The sequence below is a fragment of the Ketobacter alkanivorans genome, assembly GCF_002863865.1.
Classification (GTDB): domain Bacteria; phylum Pseudomonadota; class Gammaproteobacteria; order Pseudomonadales; family Ketobacteraceae; genus Ketobacter; species Ketobacter alkanivorans.
This window is the reverse complement of sequence record NZ_CP022684.1, coordinates 2,740,867-2,763,191: the sequence shown is the minus strand read 5'-3', so window position 1 is coordinate 2,763,191 and position 22,325 is coordinate 2,740,867. Positions and strand designations below refer to the sequence as shown.

Sequence of the window (22,325 nt, the reverse complement as noted above, 5' to 3'; positions counted from 1 at the left end):
CCTTAAAATCGAAGTCGGACTTTACCTTATTCATTGTGTCAATGCCGTTACCGGCCATGCTGCGCTATGTTTTACGCAACAGAAGAGGCGCCACCCAGGCGATCCCATACACTATAAAGAAGGCTGAAAATAAATATGCCGCGCTTTCACGAACACCCGGGAGCAGTTTGAACGCTGCGATGAACAGCAGCATGACAATGACGAATTTGCCGGCCTCACCCCGATAAAATGCCTGCACCATTTCTTGCGACGCGCGTGCGCCAGAAAAGCGAAATGCCTGTATTGCGAAGTAAAGGTTGGCGAGAACAGCTGTCCAGCCCCCTGCCAGCGCGGCTAACGCGGCTTCTTTACTTACTGCAAACAACACGAGCACAGGAATTAGAGTCGATACGAGCGCCTGCGAACCCACCACGTAAACAGCGATATACCCTTTGTTTAACGTGCTTGGCTTTGTCACAGTCTTTTTCCGTTTGCCCTCAACCAGCGGATTTCTCTCTTTTGACCTTTTGAACCTTTTGGGTCAGCTCAAACGCTGATTGCAGGTGCCTGTGTAAGGCGGTGCCGATTATAGAGACTTTCCTAACCACAGGCAACACGGGTTGCGGCGGGATCTAAGGCTTTTCGGTGACTTTTTGCTCAACCTATTTGATGTGGTCGAGAATACCATCCAGTTCGTCCAGGCTACTGTAGCGAATTACCAGTTTGCCCTTGCCTTTTGCGCTGTGCTGGATCATGACGGGTGCCCCCAGCTTGTCTGATAAATTATCTTGTAACAATTTTACATCGGGGTCGATTTTGGTGTCGCCGGTGGCGATTTCTTCTTGTTGCAGGCGACGCACCAGTGCTTCGGTCTGGCGCACCGATAGGCCTTTCGCAACAATGGTACGGGCTGCGTCAGTTTGCTTGACACTATCCAGGGTCAGTATGGCGCGGGCATGGCCCATCTCCAGATCACCGTGTTCTACCAGTTTACGAGTTTCTGCACTCAGGCTCATCAGCCTCAGCAGGTTGGTAACGGTGGTGCGTGACTTGCCCACTGCCTCAGCCACCTGCTGGTGGGTGAGTTCGAACTCATCCTGAAATCGTTGCAGGGCAGCGGCTTCTTCGATGGGGTTGAGGTCTTCGCGCTGGATGTTTTCAATCAGCGCCATGGCGATGGCGGCTTCGTCGGTTACTGCACGAATGACGCAGGGTACTTTATCCAGGCCCGCCAGTTGGCTTGCACGCCAACGGCGTTCACCGGCGATGATTTCGTATTGATTGGCTCCGGCCATGGGGCGCACCACGATGGGCTGCATGATGCCTTGGGCTTTGATGGAGTTAGACAGTTCTTCGAGGGCCTGGGGATCCATGTCGCGGCGTGGCTGGTAGCGGCCTCGCTGCAAAAATTCGATGGGCAGGTGTCGCAGCTCTCCGTCGAGGTCTTCTTTGCTGACGCTAACCGGCTTGGTGGCGTCGGTGGGCACCTCTTTTTGCGGTATGCTGGCGCTCCCCAATAGTGCGTCCAGTCCACGACCCAGTCCTTTCTTTTTGGCAGCCATGCATCGCCTTTATGGTGGTAGGTGAATTATGCGAAATTCAATTTTGTGTGTGGAACATTATAAGGGGCTTGGCCACCGACGCAATCAGGCCGGGGCGGTTTCTGCACTGGTGCCGCTTATTTTCTGCTCTGCACGGCGAATCAGTTCACCGGCCAGGGCCAGATAGGACACGGCACCACGGGACTTGCGATCGTATTCCAATACCGGCAGGCCGTGGCTGGGGGCTTCGGCCAGACGCACGTTGCGCGGAATGATGGTGCGATAGACTTTGTCGCCGAAGTGTTCCGTTAACTGGCTGGATACCTGGTTGGATAATGCGATGCGGGGGTCATACATGGTGCGCAGCAGACCATCGATTTCCAGTTTCGGGTTGAGGGCGCTTTGAATTTTTTCAATGGTATTGAGCAGAGCGGACAAACCCTCTAGCGCGTAATATTCACACTGCATGGGGATGATTACGGAGTCCGATGCCACCAGGGCATTAACGGTAAGCATGTTAAGTGAGGGCGGACAGTCAATCAGGACGTAATCGTATTGAGAGCGCACACCTTCCAAGGCCCGGTTGAGACGCTGCTCTTTGCCTTCCAGATCCAGCAACTCTACTTCGGCTGCGGTTAAGTCAGCATTGGAGCCGATCAGGTCATAACCGGGTTCGGTATGAATCACTGCCTGGGCGACGGTCATTTGATCCACCAGCACATCGTATATGGAGCTTTCCAGTTCGTGCTTGTTGACGCCACTGCCCATGGTGGCGTTGCCTTGGGGGTCGAGATCGATCATGAGCACTTTACGCTTGGTGGCAACCAGCGACGCAGCCAGGTTGACGGAGGTGGTGGTTTTACCTACACCGCCCTTTTGATTGGTCACCGAGATTACTTTGCCCACAATCGATCTCCCCGAATGGAATTATTCTGTCTGTGCTCTTTGTACCACAATCAGGTGCCGTTCTTCATGCAAATAGGGCACTTTCAGTGGTTCGATGTGAATATTGAGTTGTTGATCTTTTAGTAGTTCGATTTCTTCATGGGGGATTTGCCCCTTCATGGCCAGCAGTTCTCCGCCTTCTTGCAGTAGTGGTAAGCACACACTAACGAAGTCTTCCAGGGATGCAAATGCGCGACTGGTGATGGTGTCGTAGCGCTGGCTATTCGGCACGGATTCGATGCGTCCTTTAATGACGGTGACGTTATCCAGTTTCAATTCAGCTTTCATTTGCACCAGGAAACGGGTTTTCTTGCCGTTGCTGTCGATCAGGGTCCACTGACGATGTTCATCACAAATGGACGCCGGTACACCGGGCAGGCCGGGGCCTGTGCCGACATCCAGTATATTTTGCCCTTTTATATGAGGCACTATGGATAGGCTGTCCAGCAGGTGCTTGATCACCATGTCATCCGGATCGCGGATGGCGGTGAGGTTGTAAGCTTGGTTCCACTTCAGCAGATTTTCCAGATACCGGCGGATTTTCTGCAGCTGTTCTGAGTTTAGATTCAGGCCCAGCTGCTCGCAGCCCGCCGCCAGTCGCTGCGCTTGTTGTTCGGTCAATTGCACTGTGTGTTCCTAGGCTGCTTGGCTGGCGCCGATGAGCATTACGCGCTTTTTTTGTTCTGGGTAGAGCGCTTCTTCAGGTGTATCAGCAGCAGGGACACCGCCGCTGGAGTGACACCGGGAATGCGACTAGCCTGTCCTAATGTTTGTGGCCGCGCTTGACCCAGCTTGGATTTGATTTCATTGGAGAGCCCTGAGATGGACTCGTAATCGAAATCATCCGGCAGCAAGGTGCCTTCGCTGCGTCGTACTCGTTCGACTTCGTCCTGTTGCCGGGAAATATAACCGGCGTACTTGGCGATGATTTCTACCTGCTCGGCCACCGCTGCATCCACATTGAGTTCGGGGGTTAGGGCGGCGATGTCTTTGTAGTTCAGCTCCGGACGACGCAGTAAATCTTTAAGACTGTATTCTCGGGCCAGGGTGTTTTCCAATTTGGGCTGCAACTGTTTTGCCATGGCGGAGTCTGGTAATACCCAGGTGCTGCGCAGACGTTGCTCTTCTTGTTCTATGGCTTCTTTCTTTTCGCAGAACAATCGCCAGCGGTGATCGCCCACCAGACCCAGCTCGCGACCTTTTTCAGTAAGCCGCAGGTCGGCGTTGTCTTCTCGCAGCAGCAGGCGATGTTCGGCTCGGCTGGTGAACATGCGATAGGGCTCCAACGTGCCCATGCTGATGAGGTCGTCGACCAATACGCCGATGTAGGCTTCATCACGGCGCGGATGCCATGGGTCTTTTTCCTGGGCGCGCAGACCGGCGTTGAGCCCTGCCAGCAAGCCTTGGGCGCCGGCCTCTTCGTAGCCTGTCGTGCCGTTGATCTGTCCGGCGAAGAACAGGCCGTTGATGAATTTGGTTTCCAATGAATATTTCAGATCCCGAGGATCGAAGTAGTCGTATTCGATGGCGTAGCCGGGGCGCAGGATGTGGGCGTTTTCCATGCCACGGATGGAGTGCACCAGATCCAGCTGCACATCAAACGGCAAACTGGTGGAGATGCCGTTGGGGTATAACTCGTGGGTGGTGAGGCCCTCTGGTTCGATAAAGATCTGGTGGGAATCCTTATCGGCAAAGCGATGGATTTTGTCCTCGATGGACGGGCAGTAACGGGGGCCAATGCCTTCGATTACGCCGGTGTACATGGGGGAACGATCCAATCCGCCACGGATAATGTCGTGGGTGCGCGCGTTGGTATGAGTGATGTAGCAGCTGATCTGGCGGGGATGCTCAGCCAGCGATCCTATAAAGGACATCACCGGCAGGGGCGTGTCGCCGGGCTGCTCTGTCATCACCGAGAAGTCCACGCTTTTGGCATCGATGCGCGGTGGGGTGCCGGTTTTGAGGCGATCCACATTGAACGGCAGCTCTCGCAGGCGCTGGGCCAGGGCGATGGAAGGTGGATCACCGGCACGGCCACCGGAGTGGTTTTCCAACCCTATGTGGATTTTGCCCCCGAGGAAGGTGCCAGCGGTGAGTACCACGGATTGGGCAAAGAAGCTCACGCCCATGTTGGTGACTACACCTTTGACGGTGTCGCCTTCTATTACCAGGTCGTCGGCAGACTGCTGGAAGATGTCCAGATTGGGCTGGTTTTCGAGAATTTCACGTACGGCAGCTTTGTATAGAATACGATCGGCCTGGGCCCGGGTAGCACGCACGGCTGGGCCTTTACGGGAGTTCAGGATGCGGAACTGAATGCCACCTTTATCGGTGGCGCGAGCCATGGCGCCGTCGAGGGCGTCGATTTCTTTCACCAGATGGCTTTTGCCAATACCGCCAATGGCCGGGTTGCAGGACATTTGGCCGAGGGTTTCGATGTTGTGGGTCAGTAACAGGGTAGCAACACCCATGCGGGCACTGGCCAATGCGGCTTCGGTACCGGCGTGACCGCCACCAATGATGATGACTCCGTAATGCTTTGGATAATCCACGAAACTGCCCTCTAGGGCCTCTTGCAGAGGCCGATGATTACTGCTTTTTCTGTTTGGTGGCAGATGCCCGCAACCGACAGAAAAGGCCGCATATTATATGTCAGAGGACAGAAAAAGAAAAAAGCTTTACGGTTTTGCTTGTTGGGTTTCCGAAAACTAACCTAACTAGGTGAATGACTGGGGCAAAAACCAGTCAAGGTGCTGGTCGTGGTGGCCGGTTAGTTCGTTTCATTTTCAGCGTGAACCGATACGCTCAGGTTGCCTTCCGCATCTATCCCCACGTTGAAAGTGATTGGCCTGCAACACACCTGGCAGTCTTCGATGTATTGTTGACCTGCTTCCTGATGATCAATGAGCACATCCAGGGATTCTCCGCAGTATGGGCAAATCACGACTTCCTCTGATAAGAATTCCATCTTCTGCTCGTTAAGATTTAAGGCTGCACGGCTGGCATTTCAAATTGCCACTCGGTTAAGAGTTGCGATGCCAGATCCTGCTGGGCCAGCGTACCATACAGGTAGGGCTCATACTGCTGCTGTTGTTTCAGAAAGTAGTTCAACCACGCAGTAAAATAGCGGCGGGACAAACGCTGATGATGATCATAGGTATCGATTACCGACGGGCAATCAAATAACGAGCCACCAACGATCTCCGCCACGCTGTCGGCATCGTTAAAGCTGACATGGTTGCCGCCATTGATAGTGATCACCTGTTTTTGTGCGCTGCCCAGCAACTGATAATTGCTGATGGAACTGCTGGGAAAGGTGATGCAATCCTGAGTGGCTGCCTGAATTTGCGTAGGAGCGGTAATCGCCTGCAGTGCTTCGGCTTCAATCACGTAGGGCGCCAACGGCACGATGGCATCCACATCCATGTATGCGCCTGCCCGCAAGCTCGCCATTGCCCCCAGCGAATGGCCCATGATGGCGCGGGTTTGCGGATCAACCATGCCATAGAGGGGGCTTTCAGGATCGTCATTCAACAGTTCGAGTCGCTCGAAGCCCAACCCAAAGCCCGCTTCCTGCTGATGGGTTTGCAACAACACCGGGAACGGCGCGGTGAAGATCAGTACAACGTAGCCGTGGCTGGCCAGATGATCTCCAACCCAGCGATTCAGGCCTTTGTTGGAAGCCAATCCTGGCGAAAATACCACCGCAGGAAACGCTGCACCGCCTTCTTGCGGATAATAGATGGTGGTGGGATAGCCGCCGTAGTCGTTCTCCATACGGGTGTTGAACTTAGCCACGGTGAAAACACCGGGCTCATCCAGTTCAGTGGGATCCGGGGTTACCGGCGGTGGCTCCGGCCGTTGGCAGGCAGCCAAGAATGTCATCAGAAGTAACGCGCCACAGCATCGGGTTATTGTTGTTATTGTCACGGCAGGCAGCCTTGTCGTTTTTTGTCATAGGGCCTACGACTGTAAGGGGACTGATCCTGCGCTGCATCGTTCAAAAGCATTAGTTGGCGGTGGTGATGAACGTTAGCGCTTAACGCCTGTTTAGAATGGAACCCCTGCTGATAGATATGTCAACCACATTTGCAATTTCACACATAAAAATGACGTTTTAGGCCATATCCAGAGAAAGTGTCCGTGGCATACTGGCTGTCTACTAATAAGTAGCACACTTGTGCAAGGTGCGCGCTGCTTACAATAAAAACAAAAACGGAAATAGGAGCACATGCATGGAAAGGTCTGCGCTGCAGCGGCCCCCTGTGGGCAAATTACACCTGATTTTGATTACCCTGTTGCTGGCAGCCCTATCCGCCTGCGGTGGTGGCTCATCCGGTGGAGACTCCTCTTCAACTGACGGCTCTCGCAGCCTCGACAGCGCTACCACCGAGGATTCCACCGATACGGAAAATTCCACGCCGGGCACCACTGGTGCACCTGACGATGGAGAAACCGGCTCCGATGCATCAAACGCGGATACGCCTCGCACCGGTGCCTACACCCGTGATGCTGACTACCCAAGAATAAAAGTTGGCGGCCTGCAATACATACCTTCCACCAGCGGCCACAACATTGGCTTACGCGTGACCTTGCCTGCCGACGCTGATGGTAACCCGGCCCCAGGCCCTTTCCCGGTGATTCTGGTACAAAGTGCTTATAACATTAACCTGATGTCATTCCTGGCCCTGCCCGGAGCGGTCGTGCTGGGTGCCCCGGACCCATTTTTGGTGCGCAGGGGTTACGCAATTGTGGGTGTGGATGTTATCGGCGGCGGCGTATCGGAAGGTGGCTGGGAAATGCTCGGTGCCGAGGAGCAATCAGGCTACGGCGACGTGGTGGACTGGATCAAACAGCAGCCCTGGTATGACGGCAACCTGGGCGTGGCGGGTGCCTCTTATATGGCCATTACCGGCTTGTTCACAGCGCAACAACGCCCCGACGACATCAAAGCCATCTTTGCCAGCGTACCCATGGGGGATTCCCAGCGTGGCACAGTGGGTACAGGCGGAATGTTGAACGCCGTGTTTATGAGCGAATGGATGACGCTGACTCATCTGACCTCAACCCAAAACGTCACCACCATGCTGCAGTTCCCCAAGCATATGGAGCAAATCGCCAAAGCCACCAGCGATCACATTGCGCAAATCGACAATTACTACCTGCCACTGGTTGATAGGGTGTTGGACGGCGATCCTGAAATCACCTATGACAGCGAGTTCTGGCGCACTCGATCCCCCATCGAGAATATGGATAAAATCACTGCACCTACCATCATCCTCGGTGCCCTCAACGATATCTTCCAGCGGGATGCGCCGCTTTTGTACGAATCATTGAAAGACCGCGTTGACACTCGCCTGGTGATTTACAACGGCAGCCATATCAGTAACTTCCTCCAGGCTATGCCGGGTACTGAAAGTACCGACCCCTCTCTTAACCTGCTGCTGCAATGGTTTGATAAGTACCTGAAGGGCATGGACACCCAAACCGAAAGCATTCCCCCGGTGACCCAGTATGTGAAGAATTACAAACACGGAATATGGCAGGGATTCGCCACCACCACCGATTGGCCACACCCTGCGGCAATGCCACAGCGCTGGTACTTGCGAGGCGATATGAGCCTGCGTCAGGAACCAGCACTGGAGACGGAAACTACCCACAGCATGGAAGCCTCACCGTCGGCGGACTACGTTTTCGGCAAATCCGACAACGGCGGACTGCTGCGGGTTAACCTGACATTGAACGACGGCACCGAGTGTTCCCCCAGTTACGAACAGTGGACCCTGGGAGCCGCCGGCATTGCGACTCTGGATTCCTGCTTTTGGGATAACCGCGAGCTGGAACAAACGGCGCTGAATTATGAAACCGCCCCCATGACTGAGGACTACTACATTAACGGGCCGATCCAGGCCGATCTGTGGATATCAAGTACCCACGAAGACGCTGTGATTTCGGTACGTATTGATGAGGTCACCCAAAGTGGCCGAGTTGCTCCCATTACCAATGGATTGTTGTTGGCTTCCGCCCGCCAGGTCAATGTAAGCCGCTCGCGCTTCCTTGATGGAGAAATGATTCAGCCTTATCACTACTTCACCCAAGAGGCCGAAACGTTTCTGGTGCCCGGTGAAGTCACCAAGGTACAGGTGGAAATATTCTCCACCTCGGCACTGATCCGTGAAGGCAACCGCCTGCGAGTCTCCATCAGCCCCAGCAATCAGGCCCAGGGCATGTTGAACCTGCCCCGTCGTGCCATGGTGGAAGGCGGAACCACCACCATCCACAACAGTTCAGAGCACCCCTCCAGCGTGGTATTGCCTATCGTCCCCACCTCAGAATTGAACTGATACCAACCCACCAGGCCTGCCTGTTACTGGCTTTGAAATAGGCAGGCTTGGTGAAATCCACACCTCCATTTTCCCTTTCATAGTTCGTTCTATACTGACTTATAACCCTTTACTGCATATAAACTTATTGAGTTAGGATCAGGTTAGTATGGACACTTCAAAAGGCAAAGGATCCCTGTCACTTCTCTCCAAAGGCGTTGCTTTAGGATTCCTGTTGGTTTCTCTAATTTGTGTGAGTGTGATCGGATATCAATACACCATATTGAAGGATTTTGAGCGGTTGGTGGTTGAAGATCTGGATCATGCCAACTCCGTTCAAACCATGAACTATCTGTTCAAAGTTCAAGTACAGGAATGGAAGAACGTACTCCTGCGGGGACACGATAAAGACAAGCTGGACAAATACTGGGGATCGTTTCAAAAGCGCGAGGCTGAGATTCAAGACGTTGGCAAAACATTGCTGACGCATCTTAGCGATGAATCCAGTAAAAACAAAGTGGTCAGTTTCCTGACAGCCCACCAGAAAATGGCCGCCGCTTACCGGGCCGGTTTAGAGCAATTCAAGCAATCCGGTTTTGATCACAAAGCCGGGGATCAGGCGGTGAGTGGTATCGACCGTGAGCCTGCCCAGCTACTGGCAGAAGCCGTCGAGATGATCATTACTCAATCCCAAAATATGGCGCAGCGCAATACTCAACGCAGCAGCACTATGGCTGCGGTGGTGATCCCCTTGGTACTAGTAACGGTGTTGATCATTGTCGGTGGCGTGATCTATGCCATGAATAATCTAGTGATCAGCCCCTTAAACTCTCTTATGACCGGGATCAAACGCATGACCCAGGGCGACTACACTCAGCCGGTGAGTACCAAGGCCAAGGGTGAGCTGGCGCAACTGGCCAATGATGTGAACATCATGCAACATGGGCTGCGCAACATGATTGAAGATATGAAAAGCAGCGCAACCGTATTGGATGACAACTCCCAACGCCTGCAAAGCATGATGGCCGGTATGCTGCGACAAAGTGATGAGGTACAAACTCGAACCGAACTATTAGCCACGGCGACCAATGAGATGACGGCCGCTTCCCAGGAAGTGGCAGGCAATGCTTCCGGTGCAGCTGAAGCTGCCATGCAAGCAGATCATAGTGCGCAAGATGGTATCAAGGTGATGAACAACACCATTGGCTCGATTAATCAGCTGGCAGACGATGTACAAAACGTTGCGAGTGTCATGAACAAACTGGCATCTGACACCTCCAAAATCGGCAGCGTGCTGGATGTCATCAAGGGTATCGCTGAGCAAACTAATTTACTGGCACTGAATGCCGCCATTGAGGCCGCCCGCGCCGGGGAACAGGGGCGAGGTTTTGCGGTGGTGGCCGATGAAGTTCGTACTCTGGCCCAACGCACACAAGAATCCACTGAGGAAATTCATCAAATCATCAGTACCGTTCACAATGGAACCAAGGATGCTGTCCAAGCCATGCAAGTCAGTCAGGATCGCACGGCTCAATGCGTAACATTGTCACAACAGGCAGGAGAAACCATCAGCAGTGTCACTGCGGCGGTTGAAACCATTAAAGGCATGAACACACAGATTGCAACGGCAGCCGAAGAGCAAAGTTCGGTAGCAGATGAAATTAACGCCAACATTAATGGCGTTGCAGCATTGGCGCAGGAAACCCACGAATCGGTGGAAAATAGTCGGGAAATAAGCCAAAAACTCTCGTCGTTGGCCAGCAGCTTTCGGCAACTCTCCAGTCAATACAAAGTCTGATGGCGGCCTGCTACAGAATTACTTACCAATACAGAAACTGGAAAAAATTCGTCCTAATAGATCATCAGGAGTAAATCGTCCGGTGATCTCACCGAGATGTTCCTGGGCCAAGCGCAAATCTTCCGCCAATAATTCACCGGCACCGGCTTCCACCAGCTGGCTTCTGCCTTGCTCCAGGGCATCTTGTGCTTTTTTCAGAGCATCAATGTGGCGTTGACGCGCGGTGAAGCTACCCTGCCCTTCACCTGCATAGCCCATTGCAGACTTCAGGTATTCACGCAACGCATCCACGCCTGTACCGGTTTTAGCCGATAGGCAGATAACCTTATTATTTGTTTCAGCTTCAGGCAGTGAACCCACAAGATCAATTTTATTCAATACCACCGTCAATGGAATATGTGCCGGCAGTTGCTGCACAAACTCGGGCCATAGCGCATTGGGTGCATATTGTTGACCGGTCACTTCGCTGGCATCCACCAACATAATGACATGATCCGCCTGCTGAATTTCTTGCCAGGCTCGGCGAATACCTTCCTGCTCAACCTCATCCGGGCTTTCGCGCAGGCCTGCCGTATCGGTGATATGCAGTGGCATGCCATCCAGATGAATGTGTTCGCGCAGCACATCACGAGTGGTACCGGCGATGGCCGTTACGATGGCAGAATCACGGCCCGACAGAGCATTCAGTAAACTGGACTTGCCTGCATTCGGCTTACCCGCCAGCACCACCTTCATGCCCTCTTTCATCAGCACGCCACGATTGGCTTCTTGGAACACCTGGTGTAGCTGCTGACGGATGTTATCCACATCCGTCAGCACTTTTCCATCGGCGAGAAAATCGATTTCTTCTTCCGGAAAATCAATGGCCGCTTCCACATACATGCGCAGCGCAATCAGTTGCTCTACCAGTACGTTAACCCGATCAGAAAATGCCCCTTGTAGTGAACGCAACGCGCTGCGGGCTGCCTGCTCGGACGCGGAATCAATTAAATCAGCAATCGCCTCTGCCTGTGCCAGATCAATCTTATCGTTCAAAAAAGCCCGCTCGGAGAATTCACCGGGTCGCGCCACCCGCGCGCCCAACTCCACCACTTGATTCAGCAGACTGGCCATCACCACCGGGCCACCATGACCTTGCAGCTCGACTACTTCTTCTCCGGTAAATGAATTGGGTGCAGGGAAATACAACACCAAACCCTCGTCAATTACCTGGCCATCGGCATTGTGAAAGCGGGCAAAGTGGGCATAACGGGGCTGCAGATTACTTTTCTTACACAGGGTGCGGGCGATCAGGCAGGCTTTGGGGCCGGAGATACGAACAATACCGACACCACCCCTGCCAGGTGGTGTTGCCTGGGCAGCGATGGTGTCGGTATCGAGAGTGCGAATGCTGTCAGGCATCGGTACGGGTGTTAACTGCTGGCACCGGATTCGATGCGCTTGGTGATAAAGTACTGCTGGGCAATGGACAGGATGTTGTTGGTCACCCAGTACAGTACCAGTCCCGCCGGGAACCACAGGAACATTACCGTGAACAGTATCGGCATCATCTTCATGACCTTGGCCTGCATCGGATCCGGTGGTGCCGGGTTCAACGTCATCTGGATAAACATACTGCCACCCATTATTAATGGCAGCACAAAATAGGGATCCATTACCGACAGATCGTTAATCCACAACAGGAACGGAGCCTGACGCAATTCAACGCTTTCCAACAGCGCCCAGTACAGTGCCAAAAACACGGGCATCTGGATTAATATGGGCAAGCAACCGCCTAATGGATTGATCTTCTCTTTTTTGTAGAGATTCATCATCTCCTGAGACAGTTTCTGTCGATCTTCACCGAACTGTTCGCGCAAGCGAGTCAGTTCCGGCGCGACCTTGCGCATCTTCGCCATGGAGCGATAACTCAACGCCGAAGGATAGAAGAACACAGCTTTCACCATCATGGTCAGCATGATAATGGCGAAGCCCCAGTTACCGGTCCAGCCGTGGAACAACTGAAGGAACCAGAACAGTATTTCTGAGATAAAGAACAATGGCCCGAAGTCGATGGCCAGATCCATGCCTTTACCTGGCAACAGTGCTTTCAATGTGTCTTGAATTTTCGGGCCAGCGTAAAAACGTGCACTGAAGGTGTGACTTTGCTGTGGAGCCAATGCAACCTTGGGCGTGGTAAAGCCAATGATATTGTTGCCTTTGGCTACCCGGGTGGTGTACTGATGCGTTTGCTCCTGATCAGGAATCCAGGCACTCATGAAGTAGTGCTGAATCATGGCTAACCAGCCACCGGGAATCTTTTTGTTGAGTGGCGCTTCCGCCATGTCATCAAAATCGATCTTGTTATAGGTTTTTTCCTGATCCCAGTACGCGCCACCCAGGAAGGTTGGCAAACCAAACCCGACTGCCGTGTTTAACCCCGGATCAGCACTGCCATCGCGCTTGATCTGACCATACATCAGGCCCTGCCAAGTTTCAGTGCCACGGTTATTCACTGTAAACGCCACATCCACTACGTAACTTTCCGCCGTAAATGTGAATGTTTTACTGATCAGTGCGCCGTTTTCCTGCTGATAGCGCAGCGTAACCTGCAACGTATCGCCATCCAGAGTGTAGTGAGTCTGAGCACTGGAATACTGCGGGCGGCCATCTTTCGACCCGTCCGGCCCATTAGGACCAATCAATCCACTCTGAGCTATATAGGTAAAGCTGTCGGTGGAATCCAATAGCGTGATGGGGATGTTTGGCGTTTTCAGGGAAGCAGGATATTGCTTCAACCCTACGTACACAATATCGCCACCCACGGGGTTGATCTTCACCGACAAAACATCGGTATCCACCGTAATGATGCTCTGCGTCGGCTCCAAGGTCACCGCTTGCGGTACATCATTGACCGTAGCTGGATCCATGGGAACGTCGGCGGCAACATCAACTGCCGCCACGGGGACATCCCCTGCACCGTCTTGTGGATAACTTTGTGAATAAGTTTCAGCCTGCTGAGCCAGCGGTGCTTCTACGTAATCTTTCTGCCATTGCAGGATCATCATATATGAGATCACTGCCAGGGCTGCAATCAATAGGGTTCGTTGCCAGTCCATCTTCACTTACTGTCTTTTGGATGTAGGTTCGGTTGCGTCATGATCGCAACACTCGTTATCCGGCACAGGATCGTATCCGCCGGGGTGCCACGGGTGACATTTTGATAGCCGCCGCAAGGTTAACAGGCTGCCACGTGCAAAGCCATAGCGTTGAATGGCTTCTTGGCTGTAACTTGAGCATGTAGGCTCGAAGCGACAATGTGGTGGCAGCAAAGGGCTAAGGGCCAGTTTGTATAGCTTAAGAAGGAACAGCGCGATGGTTTTCAGAATCAGCCTCCTTCCGTTACTGGGTAGATCGGGGTTTGCCTTTAGCGGGTTGATCCGGGGAGGGATTATGGCATCTGCGCACCAGCTTGGGCCAGTATTTCTCTATCTCTGCGGCTAATTGGCGGGAGTCCAGCTCTCGGCACCCGGGGCGTGCCAATACCACGATATCGAGCCCCACCAGGCTGTGCTGGGCTAATCGAAATTGGGTTCTGACTACGCGTTTGAAGCCATTACGATCGACGGCTCTTTTGAGGTGTTTTTTAGCCACGATTAAACCCAGCCGGGCGGGTTGCTCAGGCTGGGTTTTAGTAGCTAGCAGAAGAAAGGCAGAATGGCTGACTCGTCCATCGGCACCGTCGAATACGGATTTATATTGCGATGGGGTCAGCAGGCGCTGGTGGCGTTGAAAGGAGTATAGGCTCACGCCACCGCTTCAGCTGTGTACTATGCAGACAGACGCTGACGACCTTTGGCGCGACGACGAGCCAGTACCTGGCGGCCGCCTTTGGTAGCCATACGGGCACGGAAACCGTGATTGCGCTTACGCTTCAAGTTACTTGGTTGGAAAGTTCTTTTCATGATACGACCGCTCTGGTGTGTTCATCCGCTGGGGGACCAATATGGCTTGCCCATGCAGGAGTGGAAAAAAGAGGCGCAATTCTAAGGCCCCTTGGGGTGACTGTCAATGCGTTGTTGTCAGGGGTTTTCCGGCAGCGGTTTTCCACAATCCACAGGTCGTAATAATAAATAAAGAATATATAAAGAAAAGATTATGTTTGTTATTACTAGGTAGAGCTGTTTCTGTGGATAACTGATTATTTATCTATTAATACAAGAAGTTAGCGTAATAATAACCCAGTGCTCTTAATCGGTATTAGCTGATAGGAACCTGATGACAGGAATGTGGATAACTGAGTGTTTGGGGTTATTCACAATTCTGTACCCACTCAGTACCGGTTTCGTGCAGGAGTTGTCCACAAGATCCATTGCTATTCACAGTCAAGGAGTTAGCGCGTAAAAAACTGAGTTTCTTCTGTGGATAAGTCCTGTTCCGGGGTATATCATTCTGGGTTCAATTTGTCTGACATCGTGACATCACAGGGGGCTGGCCAGGTGGTAAGTTCGCTATGGCATCAATGCCTTGATCGACTACAAGAAGAATTACCCTCGCAACAATTCAATATGTGGATCAGACCTCTTCAAGCCGAAGTGGATGGTGTGCAGTTACGTTTATTAGCACCCAACCGTTTTGTATTGGATTGGGTCAACGAGAAGTTTCTTGGCCGCATTTCAGAGCTGATGAAAGAGCTGTCCTTGGATGATGAGCCGTTGAGTGTTGCGCTTGCCATCGGTTCCAGACAGGCAAAGCCAACGCCTTCTAACGTTGATACCTCCAAAGGGCGTTCCGGTCGTACCGTGACGGTGGTGGAGCATGCGTTGGATCAACAAGATCCAGCCGCAAACCAGGGTTCATCTGCCGACGCTTCTATTAATAGAGGAAGCAATAGAAAAGACGCTCGTTCCCGCGAAGTGGATATGGGGGGCACCGTCAAGCATAAAACCAATCTTAACCCTGCCTTTACCTTCACCAGCTTTGTTGAGGGTAAGTCCAACCAATTGGCGCGCGCTGCGGCTACTCAGGTGGCGGAGAATCCAGGTCAAGCTTATAACCCGCTGTTTTTATACGGTGGCGTCGGTCTGGGTAAAACTCACTTGATGCACGCGGTGGGTAACTTCATGATGGTTCAGAATCCCAATGCCAAGGTGGTTTATTTGCATTCTGAGCGCTTTGTGGCGGATATGGTTAAGGCACTACAGATTAATGCGATCAATGAATTCAAGCGCTTCTATCGCTCTGTGGATGCTTTGTTGATTGATGATATTCAGTTTTTTGCAGGCAAAGAGCGCTCTCAGGAAGAGTTCTTCCATACCTTTAATGCGTTGCTTGAAGGTGGTCAGCAGATGATACTGACCAGTGATCGCTATCCCAAAGAGATCAGCGGGGTAGAAGAACGGTTGAAGAGCCGGTTTGGTTGGGGCCTTACGGTGGCGGTGGAGCCCCCAGAGCTGGAAACCCGCGTTGCTATATTAATGAAGAAAGCCGAAGAGGCGAAAATCATTTTGCCAGATGAGGCGGCGTTCTTTGTTGCGCAGCGTGTGCGTTCGAATGTGAGGGAATTGGAAGGGGCGCTGAAGCGTGTGATCGCCAACGCTCATTTTACCGGTAAACCGATCTCCCTTGAATTTGTTAAGGAATCGCTGAAAGATTTGCTGGCGCTTCAGGATAAACAGGTCAGTATCGACAATATCCAGAAAATCGTCGCAGAGTATTTCAAAATCAAGTTGGCGGATATACTGTCCAAACGTCGTAGCCGCTCTGTGGCCAGGCCCAGACAGATCGCCATGGCCCTGGCCAAGGAACTGACCAATCACAGCTTGCCGGAAATAGGGGATGCCTTCGGCGGGCGTGATCACACTACGGTTTTGCATGCTTGCCGTAAGATTAAAGAGCTGCGGGAAACCAGCTCTGATGTACGGGAAGATTATTCAAATTTACTAAGATCACTGACTTCGTGAGTTAGCACTAACTAACTTTAGGACTGCCTATGAACTTTACCATTGAGCGGGAAAAACTATTACGACCCTTGCAACAGGTGGCCGGTGTGGTAGAACGTCGCCAGACTTTGCCGGTGCTTTCCAATGTGTTGATGGTGGTGGATGGCGACACTTTGTCGCTGACCGGCACTGATCTGGAAGTGGAGCTGGTTGCCCATGTGCAATTGGAATCTCAGCATGATCACGCCGAGATTACTGTACCGGCCAAGAAGCTGTTGGATATCTGTAAATCATTGCCTGATGACAGTACTATTCAATTTGTCACCGATGAGCAAAAGCTGTCGGTGAAGGCAGGTCGTAGCCGTTTCAGCCTGGCTACCCTACCCTCCAATGAATTTCCCAATCTTGATGAAGCCACAGGCAACGTCAGTTTCTCTATTAATCAGGGTTATCTGAAGTCGGTAATCGATCGTACCGGTTTTGCCATGGCGCAGCAGGATGTTCGGTTTTATCTCAATGGTATGTTGTTTGAGGTGTCCACTAATTTGCTGCGCGCGGTGTCCACTGACGGTCATCGTCTGGCGGTTTGCAATGCCGAGATCCAGGTTGAGGTGGAATCCCCGGTTCAGGCTATCGTGCCTCGCAAAGGGGTGTTAGAGCTGTCCAAGTTGTTCGCGGATATGGACTCGGATGTGTCGGTGTCCCTAAGCGCTAATCATATTCGGGTGGAAAGCCCTGATCTGCGCTTCACCTCCAAGCTTATTGATGGCAAGTTCCCTGATTACGAACGCGTCTTACCGAAGAACAGCGACAAAACCGTACTCAGTGACAAGAATGAGATGAAGCAGTGTTTCTCACGGGTATCGATTTTATCTAACGAAAAGTACCGTGGCGTGCGCTTGCGGCTTGAGTCCGGCAGCCTTACCACGGTTGCTAATAACCCAGAGCAGGAAGAAGCCGAAGAAACCATTAACGTCGATTACAACGGCGGTGAGTTAGAAATTGGTTTTAACGTCAACTATCTGCTGGACGTGATGAACGTTATTCGCAGCGAAACGGTTAAGATCCTGTTGGCAGATTCCAATAGCAGTGCGTTGATTACGGATGCAGGTGATGACTCTGCATCCTATGTTGTTATGCCCATGCGACTCTAGTCTATGCGTCTTACCTCCCTGGAGGTTACCAATGTGCGTAACCTCCAGAGTGTCTCTCTTAATCCTCATTCCCGAACCAACTTTATTGTTGGGCCTAATGGCAGCGGTAAGACCAGTCTGCTGGAATCCATTTCGCTGCTCTCCAATGGCCGTTCCTTTCGTTCTGCCGATTCCAAGAAATTGATTGCCCAGGGTAGCGACCAGCTCGTGGTGTTTGGCAAAGTCTGCGCTGAGTCTCTTAAGGAGTCGCGGCTGGGCATTTCTAAGGATTCAATGGGTAATACCAATGCCCGTTTGGATGGCGAACGCCTTAGCAAAGTGTCGGTGCTAGCAAAGATGTTACCCTCAATTGCCATAGATACATCGTCTGTAGAATTGATAGAGGGCGGGCCCTCTCTACGGCGAAGCATGCTAGATTGGGGATTGTTCCACGTGGAACATAGCTATCTTGATGCGTGGAGCCAGTATCGGGCAGCACTTAGACAGAAGAATGCCCTGCTTAAGTCTACGGCCAGTGTGACAGCCCACCAGGTCAATTATTGGAATGCTGTGCTGGAGCGCTACGGTGAGAGGCTTGATACTGAGCGTATGCAGTACGTTGATGCGTTGATTGTTTATACCCAGCGCATATTCAAGCATTACTTTGGCAGCGATGTGGATATTCAATTCAGATACCGCGCTGGCTGGAACCGGCACGAATATCCCAAATTTGCTGATTGCCTCAATTCCAAGGTCGAAAGTGAGATAGAGCGTAGGAGCTGCGTATACGGCCCTCACAGGGCGGAGCTGGATATACTGTGGGGAGGTACATTAGCTAAAGATATATGCTCCAGAGGACAGAAAAAACTGGTATTATATGGTGTCCGGCTGGCTCAGATATCCCTCATGCTGGATCGCACAGGTGTATCCCCGGTATTGTTGCTGGATGATTTACCTGCCGAAATGGATAAAAAGAATATAGAGAACGTGACCCAATTTTTAACTGAGTTTCCGTGCCAAACATTTATCACTGCCATTAATGAGCAGTCTATCGACGATACCCTCCTAGCTGGGTTGATGGACCATACAATGTTTCACGTGGAACATGGAACTCTACGCTAAACACCCCGATACAGAACCCGGAGCAAACGACACTTATGTCTGATGATTCAAATAAAACCTACGATTCCTCCAATATCAAGGTACTCAAAGGGCTAGACGCAGTACGTAAGCGCCCAGGCATGTACATAGGTGATACGGATGATGGCACAGGTCTGCACCACATGGTGTTTGAGGTGGTGGATAACTCAATAGACGAGGCGCTCGCTGGCCATTGCTCTGAAGTGAGAGTTGTCATCCATCCAGATGAATCAATATCAGTATCCGACAATGGCCGTGGTATCCCGGTGGATATCCACCCCGAGGAAGGCAGATCCGCCGCAGAAGTCATCATGACGGTGCTGCACGCCGGTGGTAAGTTCGATGATAACTCCTATAAAGTATCAGGCGGCCTGCATGGTGTGGGGGTTTCAGTTGTAAACGCGCTATCCACCAAGTTAAAAATCACCATTCGCCGTGAAGGCAAGGTATGGGAACAAAACTATACCCATGGCGTGCCAGACGCGCCGTTAGCGGCTGTGGGGGATTCCGACAAAACCGGTACAGAACTGCACTTCTGGCCATCGGAAGAGACCTTTACCAACATTAAGTTTTCCCACGATATATTAGCCAAACGCCTGCGTGAACTGTCATTCCTGAACTCTGGTGTACGCATCGTATTAAAAGATGAACGCAGTGGTGAGGAAAACGTATTCCAATACGAAGGCGGACTGAGTGCCTTCGTGTCGTACCTGAATCAGAATAAGACACCGCTTAACCAGGTATTCTATTTTGATGGCCACAGAGAAGACGAAGGCATATCCGTTGAAGTGGCGCTGCAGTGGAATGACTCCTATCAAGAGAACATCTACTGCTACACCAATAACATCCCCCAGCGTGACGGTGGCGCCCACTTGGCGGGGTTTAGAGCGGCGTTGACCCGTTGCTTGAACACCTATATCGAAAAAGAAGGCCTACAGAAGAAGCACAAAGTAAGTACCAGTGGCGATGATGCCCGTGAAGGCCTGACAGCCATTGTGTCGGTGAAAGTGCCAGACCCGAAGTTCTCATCACAGACCAAAGACAAGCTGGTGTCATCTGAGGTTAAGGGCGTTGTTGAGCAGCATATGATGGAAAAACTGCAGGAATACCTGTTGGAAAATCCAAACGATGCGAAGAATATCTGTAATAAGATCATTGATGCAGCAAGAGCCCGAGACGCCGCCCGCCGCGCTCGTGAGATGACCCGCCGTAAAGGGGTTCTGGATATCGCAGGCTTGCCAGGAAAACTGGCCGATTGCCAGGAGAAGGATCCAGCATTGTCCGAACTCTACCTGGTGGAGGGTGATTCTGCGGGGGGATCGGCAAAGCAAGGTCGCAACCGTAAGACTCAGGCAATACTGCCGCTGAAGGGTAAGATCCTCAACGTTGAAAAGGCACGATTTGATAAAATGTTGTCATCGGCTGAAGTAGGAACCCTGATCACTGCAATGGGTTGTGGCATCGGCAAAGATGAATACAACCCAGACAAATCCAGATATCACTCCATCATTATAATGACGGATGCGGACGTGGATGGCTCGCACATCCGAACACTGCTACTGACATTCTTTTTCAGGCAGATGCCAGAGCTGATTGAGCGTGGCTATATCTATATCGCCCAACCGCCCTTGTACAAAATCAAAAAAGGTAAACAAGAACAATACCTTAAGGACGATCTGGCGTTGGAAAGCTATCTTACGCAAGCCGCGCTGGATGGATCATCACTGCATGTAAATGCCGAGGCGCCAGGCATCAGTGGATCAGCATTGGAAAGCTTGGTGCAGGAATATCGCAGCACTCACAAACGCATCGATCGCCTGTCCAGGGTCTACCCTGCGTTCGTGCTGCAACAACTGGTATATGTTCCCAGGTTGCAAGAACAGGATCTGACGGACGCCAGTAAGGTCGAAAGCTGGTGTGCTGAGCTTCATGCACATTTAGTTGCGACAACACCGGCTACCGAACGCTATGAAGTAACGCTCTATGAAGATACCGAGCGTCATATATTCCTACCCAGAATTCTACAGGTGTATCACGGCGTTCCGACAGAGCATATATTGTCCCGTGAATTTGTGGTTTCCGATGACTACAACTCAATCGCTACGTTGGGTGAGAAAATGGCGACCTTGATAGAAGAAGGTGCGTTCATTAAGAGAGGCGAGCGCAATTACCCTGTGGATAGCTTTGATCAGGCACTGGAATGGCTGATGACTGAGTCGAAAAAAGGTCACACCATACAACGCTACAAAGGGCTAGGTGAAATGAATCCAAGCCAGCTGTGGGAAACCACAATGGATCCTGAAACTCGCAGAATGCTTCAGGTTACGATTCATGATGCCATAGCGGCGGATCAGATATTTACCACCCTGATGGGCGATCACGTAGAGCCAAGGCGCGACTTTATCGAGACCAATGCGCTGAACGTGTCCAACCTGGACGTGTAGTTCACATAAGCAGCAACAACGCTAAAAAAGGCCGCTTACAGCGGCCTTTTTTTATGCTGAATAAATGTGCAATAAAGAAACGAGCTTGTGGATAACTTTGTGGAATAAATCAGTGGGCGTGAAGCTGAAAAGGGTAAGCAGTAAACTGTAAGTAAGCGCTAACTACAATAATTAATATGAATACAAAATGTTCAGTTCGATTTTATTGATACTAATCAATAGCTTATGTTAAACCGTTAAAAGACTGTAAAGTAATATGATGGAATAAGTAGTTATCCACTGAGACGAAGATCTTCCCATCCTCACAATCAAAATCTGTGGATAACTGTGTTACCTACTGAAACAGAGGTAACAAGAATGTTACCCATTCGCCCCAAAATTAAGCATTTCCTTCTGTTCATTAATCCATGCTTCAGCCGTTGCATTGAGACTCTTGGCTGTATGGCCTTCCGGGGAAATGGGGGGCCCAATACGAACAATGACCTCACCGGGGATCTTGGCTACCTGATGGGCTGGCCAATGTTGACCGGCATTGTGCACAACAGGCAGTATTTCCACCCCGCTTTTGACAGCAAGCATGGCTCCACCAGGCATATGAGGCTTGGTTTCACCAGGGGCGACACGTGTGCCCTCGGGAAAGATTAATACTGAAAACCCCGATTTAAGTCTGTTTTGCCCTTGTCGCAAAATCTCTTTGAGCGCCGTGGCCTTTTTACTGCGGTCGATCACAATGGGGCGGGACCACAAAAGCAGCCACCCAAATACAGGAATATAGGTAAGCTCTTTTTTCAAAACGGTGCAGATGGGAAAAAGCAGGTTGTAAAAAGCGAATGTCTCCCAGGTGCTTTGATGGTTGGCGACCACTACCACGGGTCGATCAGGTACATTCTCTCTGCCGATGACTTTGACACGAATTCCGCAGATAACCTTTAACAACCACAGAATGCTTTGTGTCCAAAGTACGAACAGCCGGGCTCTACCGCGAAGGCCGAGAAAAGGCCCAATCATAATAACGGGGATACTGAGTAGCACCACGCTCAGACTATAAAAGAGGTTAAATACCAAACCACGAAGGATATACATCAATTTTCTGGATCAACC

The 22,325-nt window shown here is 51.6% G+C and carries 19 protein-coding genes; 6 read left to right on the top strand and 13 right to left on the bottom strand.

All coding sequences use genetic code 11. The annotated features are described in order from the left end of the window. Positions 1–64: 64 nt before the first annotated feature. The 7 genes from Kalk_RS11885 to Kalk_RS11855 all read right to left on the bottom strand — a co-directional run bounded on the left by Kalk_RS11885 (position 65) and on the right by Kalk_RS11855 (position 6,350). On the bottom strand, positions 65–457 hold the full coding sequence (locus Kalk_RS11885; protein WP_158643455.1) for an ATP synthase subunit I: 393 nt from the start codon (positions 455–457) through the stop codon (positions 65–67). A gap of 184 nt (positions 458–641) precedes the next feature. Further along, on the bottom strand, positions 642–1,541 hold the full coding sequence (locus Kalk_RS11880) for a ParB/RepB/Spo0J family partition protein (RefSeq protein ID WP_101894456.1): 900 nt from the start codon (positions 1,539–1,541) through the stop codon (positions 642–644). Positions 1,542–1,625: 84 nt separating this feature from the next. Then, entirely contained in the window at positions 1,626–2,426 is an 801-nt protein-coding gene (locus Kalk_RS11875; RefSeq protein WP_101894455.1) for a ParA family protein, read from the bottom strand. 21 nt (positions 2,427–2,447) lie between these two features. Beyond that, on the bottom strand, positions 2,448–3,092 hold the full coding sequence (gene rsmG / locus Kalk_RS11870; protein WP_233716622.1) for a 16S rRNA (guanine(527)-N(7))-methyltransferase RsmG: 645 nt from the start codon (positions 3,090–3,092) through the stop codon (positions 2,448–2,450). A 38-nt stretch (positions 3,093–3,130) separates the two neighbouring features. Further along, positions 3,131–5,017, bottom strand: a complete 1,887-nt coding sequence (gene mnmG, locus Kalk_RS11865; protein WP_101894454.1) for a tRNA uridine-5-carboxymethylaminomethyl(34) synthesis enzyme MnmG — start codon at positions 5,015–5,017, stop codon at positions 3,131–3,133. A gap of 218 nt (positions 5,018–5,235) precedes the next feature. After that, on the bottom strand, positions 5,236–5,433 hold the full coding sequence (locus tag Kalk_RS11860) for a CPXCG motif-containing cysteine-rich protein (protein ID WP_101894453.1): 198 nt from the start codon (positions 5,431–5,433) through the stop codon (positions 5,236–5,238). 17 nt (positions 5,434–5,450) lie between these two features. Then, positions 5,451–6,350, bottom strand: coding sequence for an alpha/beta hydrolase family protein (locus Kalk_RS11855; RefSeq protein WP_101894452.1), 900 nt, complete (start codon positions 6,348–6,350; stop codon positions 5,451–5,453). A gap of 350 nt (positions 6,351–6,700) precedes the next feature. Between Kalk_RS11855 and Kalk_RS11850 the strand changes: the two genes are divergently transcribed. After that, positions 6,701–8,809 (top strand): CocE/NonD family hydrolase, encoded by a 2,109-nt coding sequence (locus Kalk_RS11850; RefSeq protein WP_101894451.1) that lies wholly within the window; start codon positions 6,701–6,703, stop codon positions 8,807–8,809. A gap of 148 nt (positions 8,810–8,957) precedes the next feature. Further along, on the top strand, positions 8,958–10,586 hold the full coding sequence (locus Kalk_RS11845; RefSeq protein WP_101894450.1) for a methyl-accepting chemotaxis protein: 1,629 nt from the start codon (positions 8,958–8,960) through the stop codon (positions 10,584–10,586). An 18-nt stretch (positions 10,587–10,604) separates the two neighbouring features. Here the strand turns inward: Kalk_RS11845 and mnmE are convergent, their stop codons facing one another. The 5 genes from mnmE to rpmH are packed head-to-tail and all read right to left on the bottom strand — an operon-like array spanning position 10,605 to position 14,530. Then, positions 10,605–11,987, bottom strand: coding sequence for a tRNA uridine-5-carboxymethylaminomethyl(34) synthesis GTPase MnmE (gene mnmE, locus Kalk_RS11840; RefSeq protein WP_101894449.1), 1,383 nt, complete (start codon positions 11,985–11,987; stop codon positions 10,605–10,607). Between the two features lie 11 nt (positions 11,988–11,998). Beyond that, positions 11,999–13,684: a membrane protein insertase YidC gene (yidC, locus tag Kalk_RS11835; RefSeq protein WP_101894448.1), complete on the bottom strand. Its 1,686-nt coding sequence runs from the start codon at positions 13,682–13,684 to the stop codon at positions 11,999–12,001. A gap of 6 nt (positions 13,685–13,690) precedes the next feature. Then, positions 13,691–13,951 carry a membrane protein insertion efficiency factor YidD gene (gene yidD / locus Kalk_RS11830; RefSeq protein ID WP_101894447.1) on the bottom strand — a complete coding sequence of 87 codons (261 nt, stop codon included), beginning with the start codon at positions 13,949–13,951 and terminating at the stop codon, positions 13,691–13,693. Between the two features lie 16 nt (positions 13,952–13,967). Next, positions 13,968–14,375 (bottom strand): ribonuclease P protein component, encoded by a 408-nt coding sequence (gene rnpA, locus Kalk_RS11825; RefSeq protein WP_101894446.1) that lies wholly within the window; start codon positions 14,373–14,375, stop codon positions 13,968–13,970. A 20-nt stretch (positions 14,376–14,395) separates the two neighbouring features. Beyond that, a complete protein-coding gene (gene rpmH / locus Kalk_RS11820) occupies positions 14,396–14,530 on the bottom strand; it encodes a 50S ribosomal protein L34 (RefSeq protein ID WP_101894445.1) in 135 nt (44 codons plus the stop codon). Positions 14,531–15,064: 534 nt separating this feature from the next. Between rpmH and dnaA the strand changes: the two genes are divergently transcribed. From dnaA to gyrB, 4 genes are read left to right on the top strand one after another with little or no spacing between them, the layout of a single operon-like run. After that, the gene (gene dnaA / locus Kalk_RS11815; RefSeq protein ID WP_101896296.1) at positions 15,065–16,528 is read left to right on the top strand and encodes a chromosomal replication initiator protein DnaA; all 1,464 of its coding nucleotides are present in this window, start codon (positions 15,065–15,067) and stop codon (positions 16,526–16,528) included. A 29-nt stretch (positions 16,529–16,557) separates the two neighbouring features. Beyond that, complete coding sequence (gene dnaN, locus Kalk_RS11810; protein ID WP_101894444.1) at positions 16,558–17,661, top strand: DNA polymerase III subunit beta; 1,104 nt, start codon at positions 16,558–16,560, stop codon at positions 17,659–17,661. 3 nt (positions 17,662–17,664) lie between these two features. Next, on the top strand, positions 17,665–18,762 hold the full coding sequence (gene recF, locus Kalk_RS11805) for a DNA replication/repair protein RecF (RefSeq protein WP_101894443.1): 1,098 nt from the start codon (positions 17,665–17,667) through the stop codon (positions 18,760–18,762). Between the two features lie 35 nt (positions 18,763–18,797). Further along, the gene (gene gyrB, locus Kalk_RS11800) at positions 18,798–21,224 is read left to right on the top strand and encodes a DNA topoisomerase (ATP-hydrolyzing) subunit B (protein WP_101894442.1); all 2,427 of its coding nucleotides are present in this window, start codon (positions 18,798–18,800) and stop codon (positions 21,222–21,224) included. Positions 21,225–21,584: 360 nt separating this feature from the next. Here gyrB and Kalk_RS11795 read toward each other — a convergent pair whose 3' ends face one another. Further along, the gene (locus Kalk_RS11795; protein WP_101894441.1) at positions 21,585–22,307 is read right to left on the bottom strand and encodes a lysophospholipid acyltransferase family protein; all 723 of its coding nucleotides are present in this window, start codon (positions 22,305–22,307) and stop codon (positions 21,585–21,587) included. Between the last annotated feature and the right edge of the window lie 18 nt (positions 22,308–22,325).

What these genes read in the sequence shown, in the direction of transcription:
- Kalk_RS11880 (WP_101894456.1), bottom strand. Translation starts at nt 1,541, where the DNA reads ATGGCTGCCAAAAAGAAAGGACTGGGTCGTGGACTGGACGCACTATTG.
- Kalk_RS11860 (WP_101894453.1), bottom strand. Translation starts at nt 5,433, where the DNA reads ATGGAATTCTTATCAGAGGAAGTCGTGATTTGCCCATACTGCGGAGAA.
- Kalk_RS11855 (WP_101894452.1), bottom strand. Translation starts at nt 6,350, where the DNA reads ATGACATTCTTGGCTGCCTGCCAACGGCCGGAGCCACCGCCGGTAACC.
- Kalk_RS11850 (WP_101894451.1), top strand. Translation starts at nt 6,701, where the DNA reads ATGGAAAGGTCTGCGCTGCAGCGGCCCCCTGTGGGCAAATTACACCTG.
- Kalk_RS11845 (WP_101894450.1), top strand. Translation starts at nt 8,958, where the DNA reads ATGGACACTTCAAAAGGCAAAGGATCCCTGTCACTTCTCTCCAAAGGC.
- mnmE (WP_101894449.1), bottom strand. Translation starts at nt 11,987, where the DNA reads ATGCCTGACAGCATTCGCACTCTCGATACCGACACCATCGCTGCCCAG.
- yidC (WP_101894448.1), bottom strand. Translation starts at nt 13,684, where the DNA reads ATGGACTGGCAACGAACCCTATTGATTGCAGCCCTGGCAGTGATCTCA.
- rpmH (WP_101894445.1), bottom strand. Translation starts at nt 14,530, where the DNA reads ATGAAAAGAACTTTCCAACCAAGTAACTTGAAGCGTAAGCGCAATCAC.
- dnaN (WP_101894444.1), top strand. Translation starts at nt 16,558, where the DNA reads ATGAACTTTACCATTGAGCGGGAAAAACTATTACGACCCTTGCAACAG.
- recF (WP_101894443.1), top strand. Translation starts at nt 17,665, where the DNA reads ATGCGTCTTACCTCCCTGGAGGTTACCAATGTGCGTAACCTCCAGAGT.
- gyrB (WP_101894442.1), top strand. Translation starts at nt 18,798, where the DNA reads ATGTCTGATGATTCAAATAAAACCTACGATTCCTCCAATATCAAGGTA.
- Kalk_RS11795 (WP_101894441.1), bottom strand. Translation starts at nt 22,307, where the DNA reads ATGTATATCCTTCGTGGTTTGGTATTTAACCTCTTTTATAGTCTGAGC.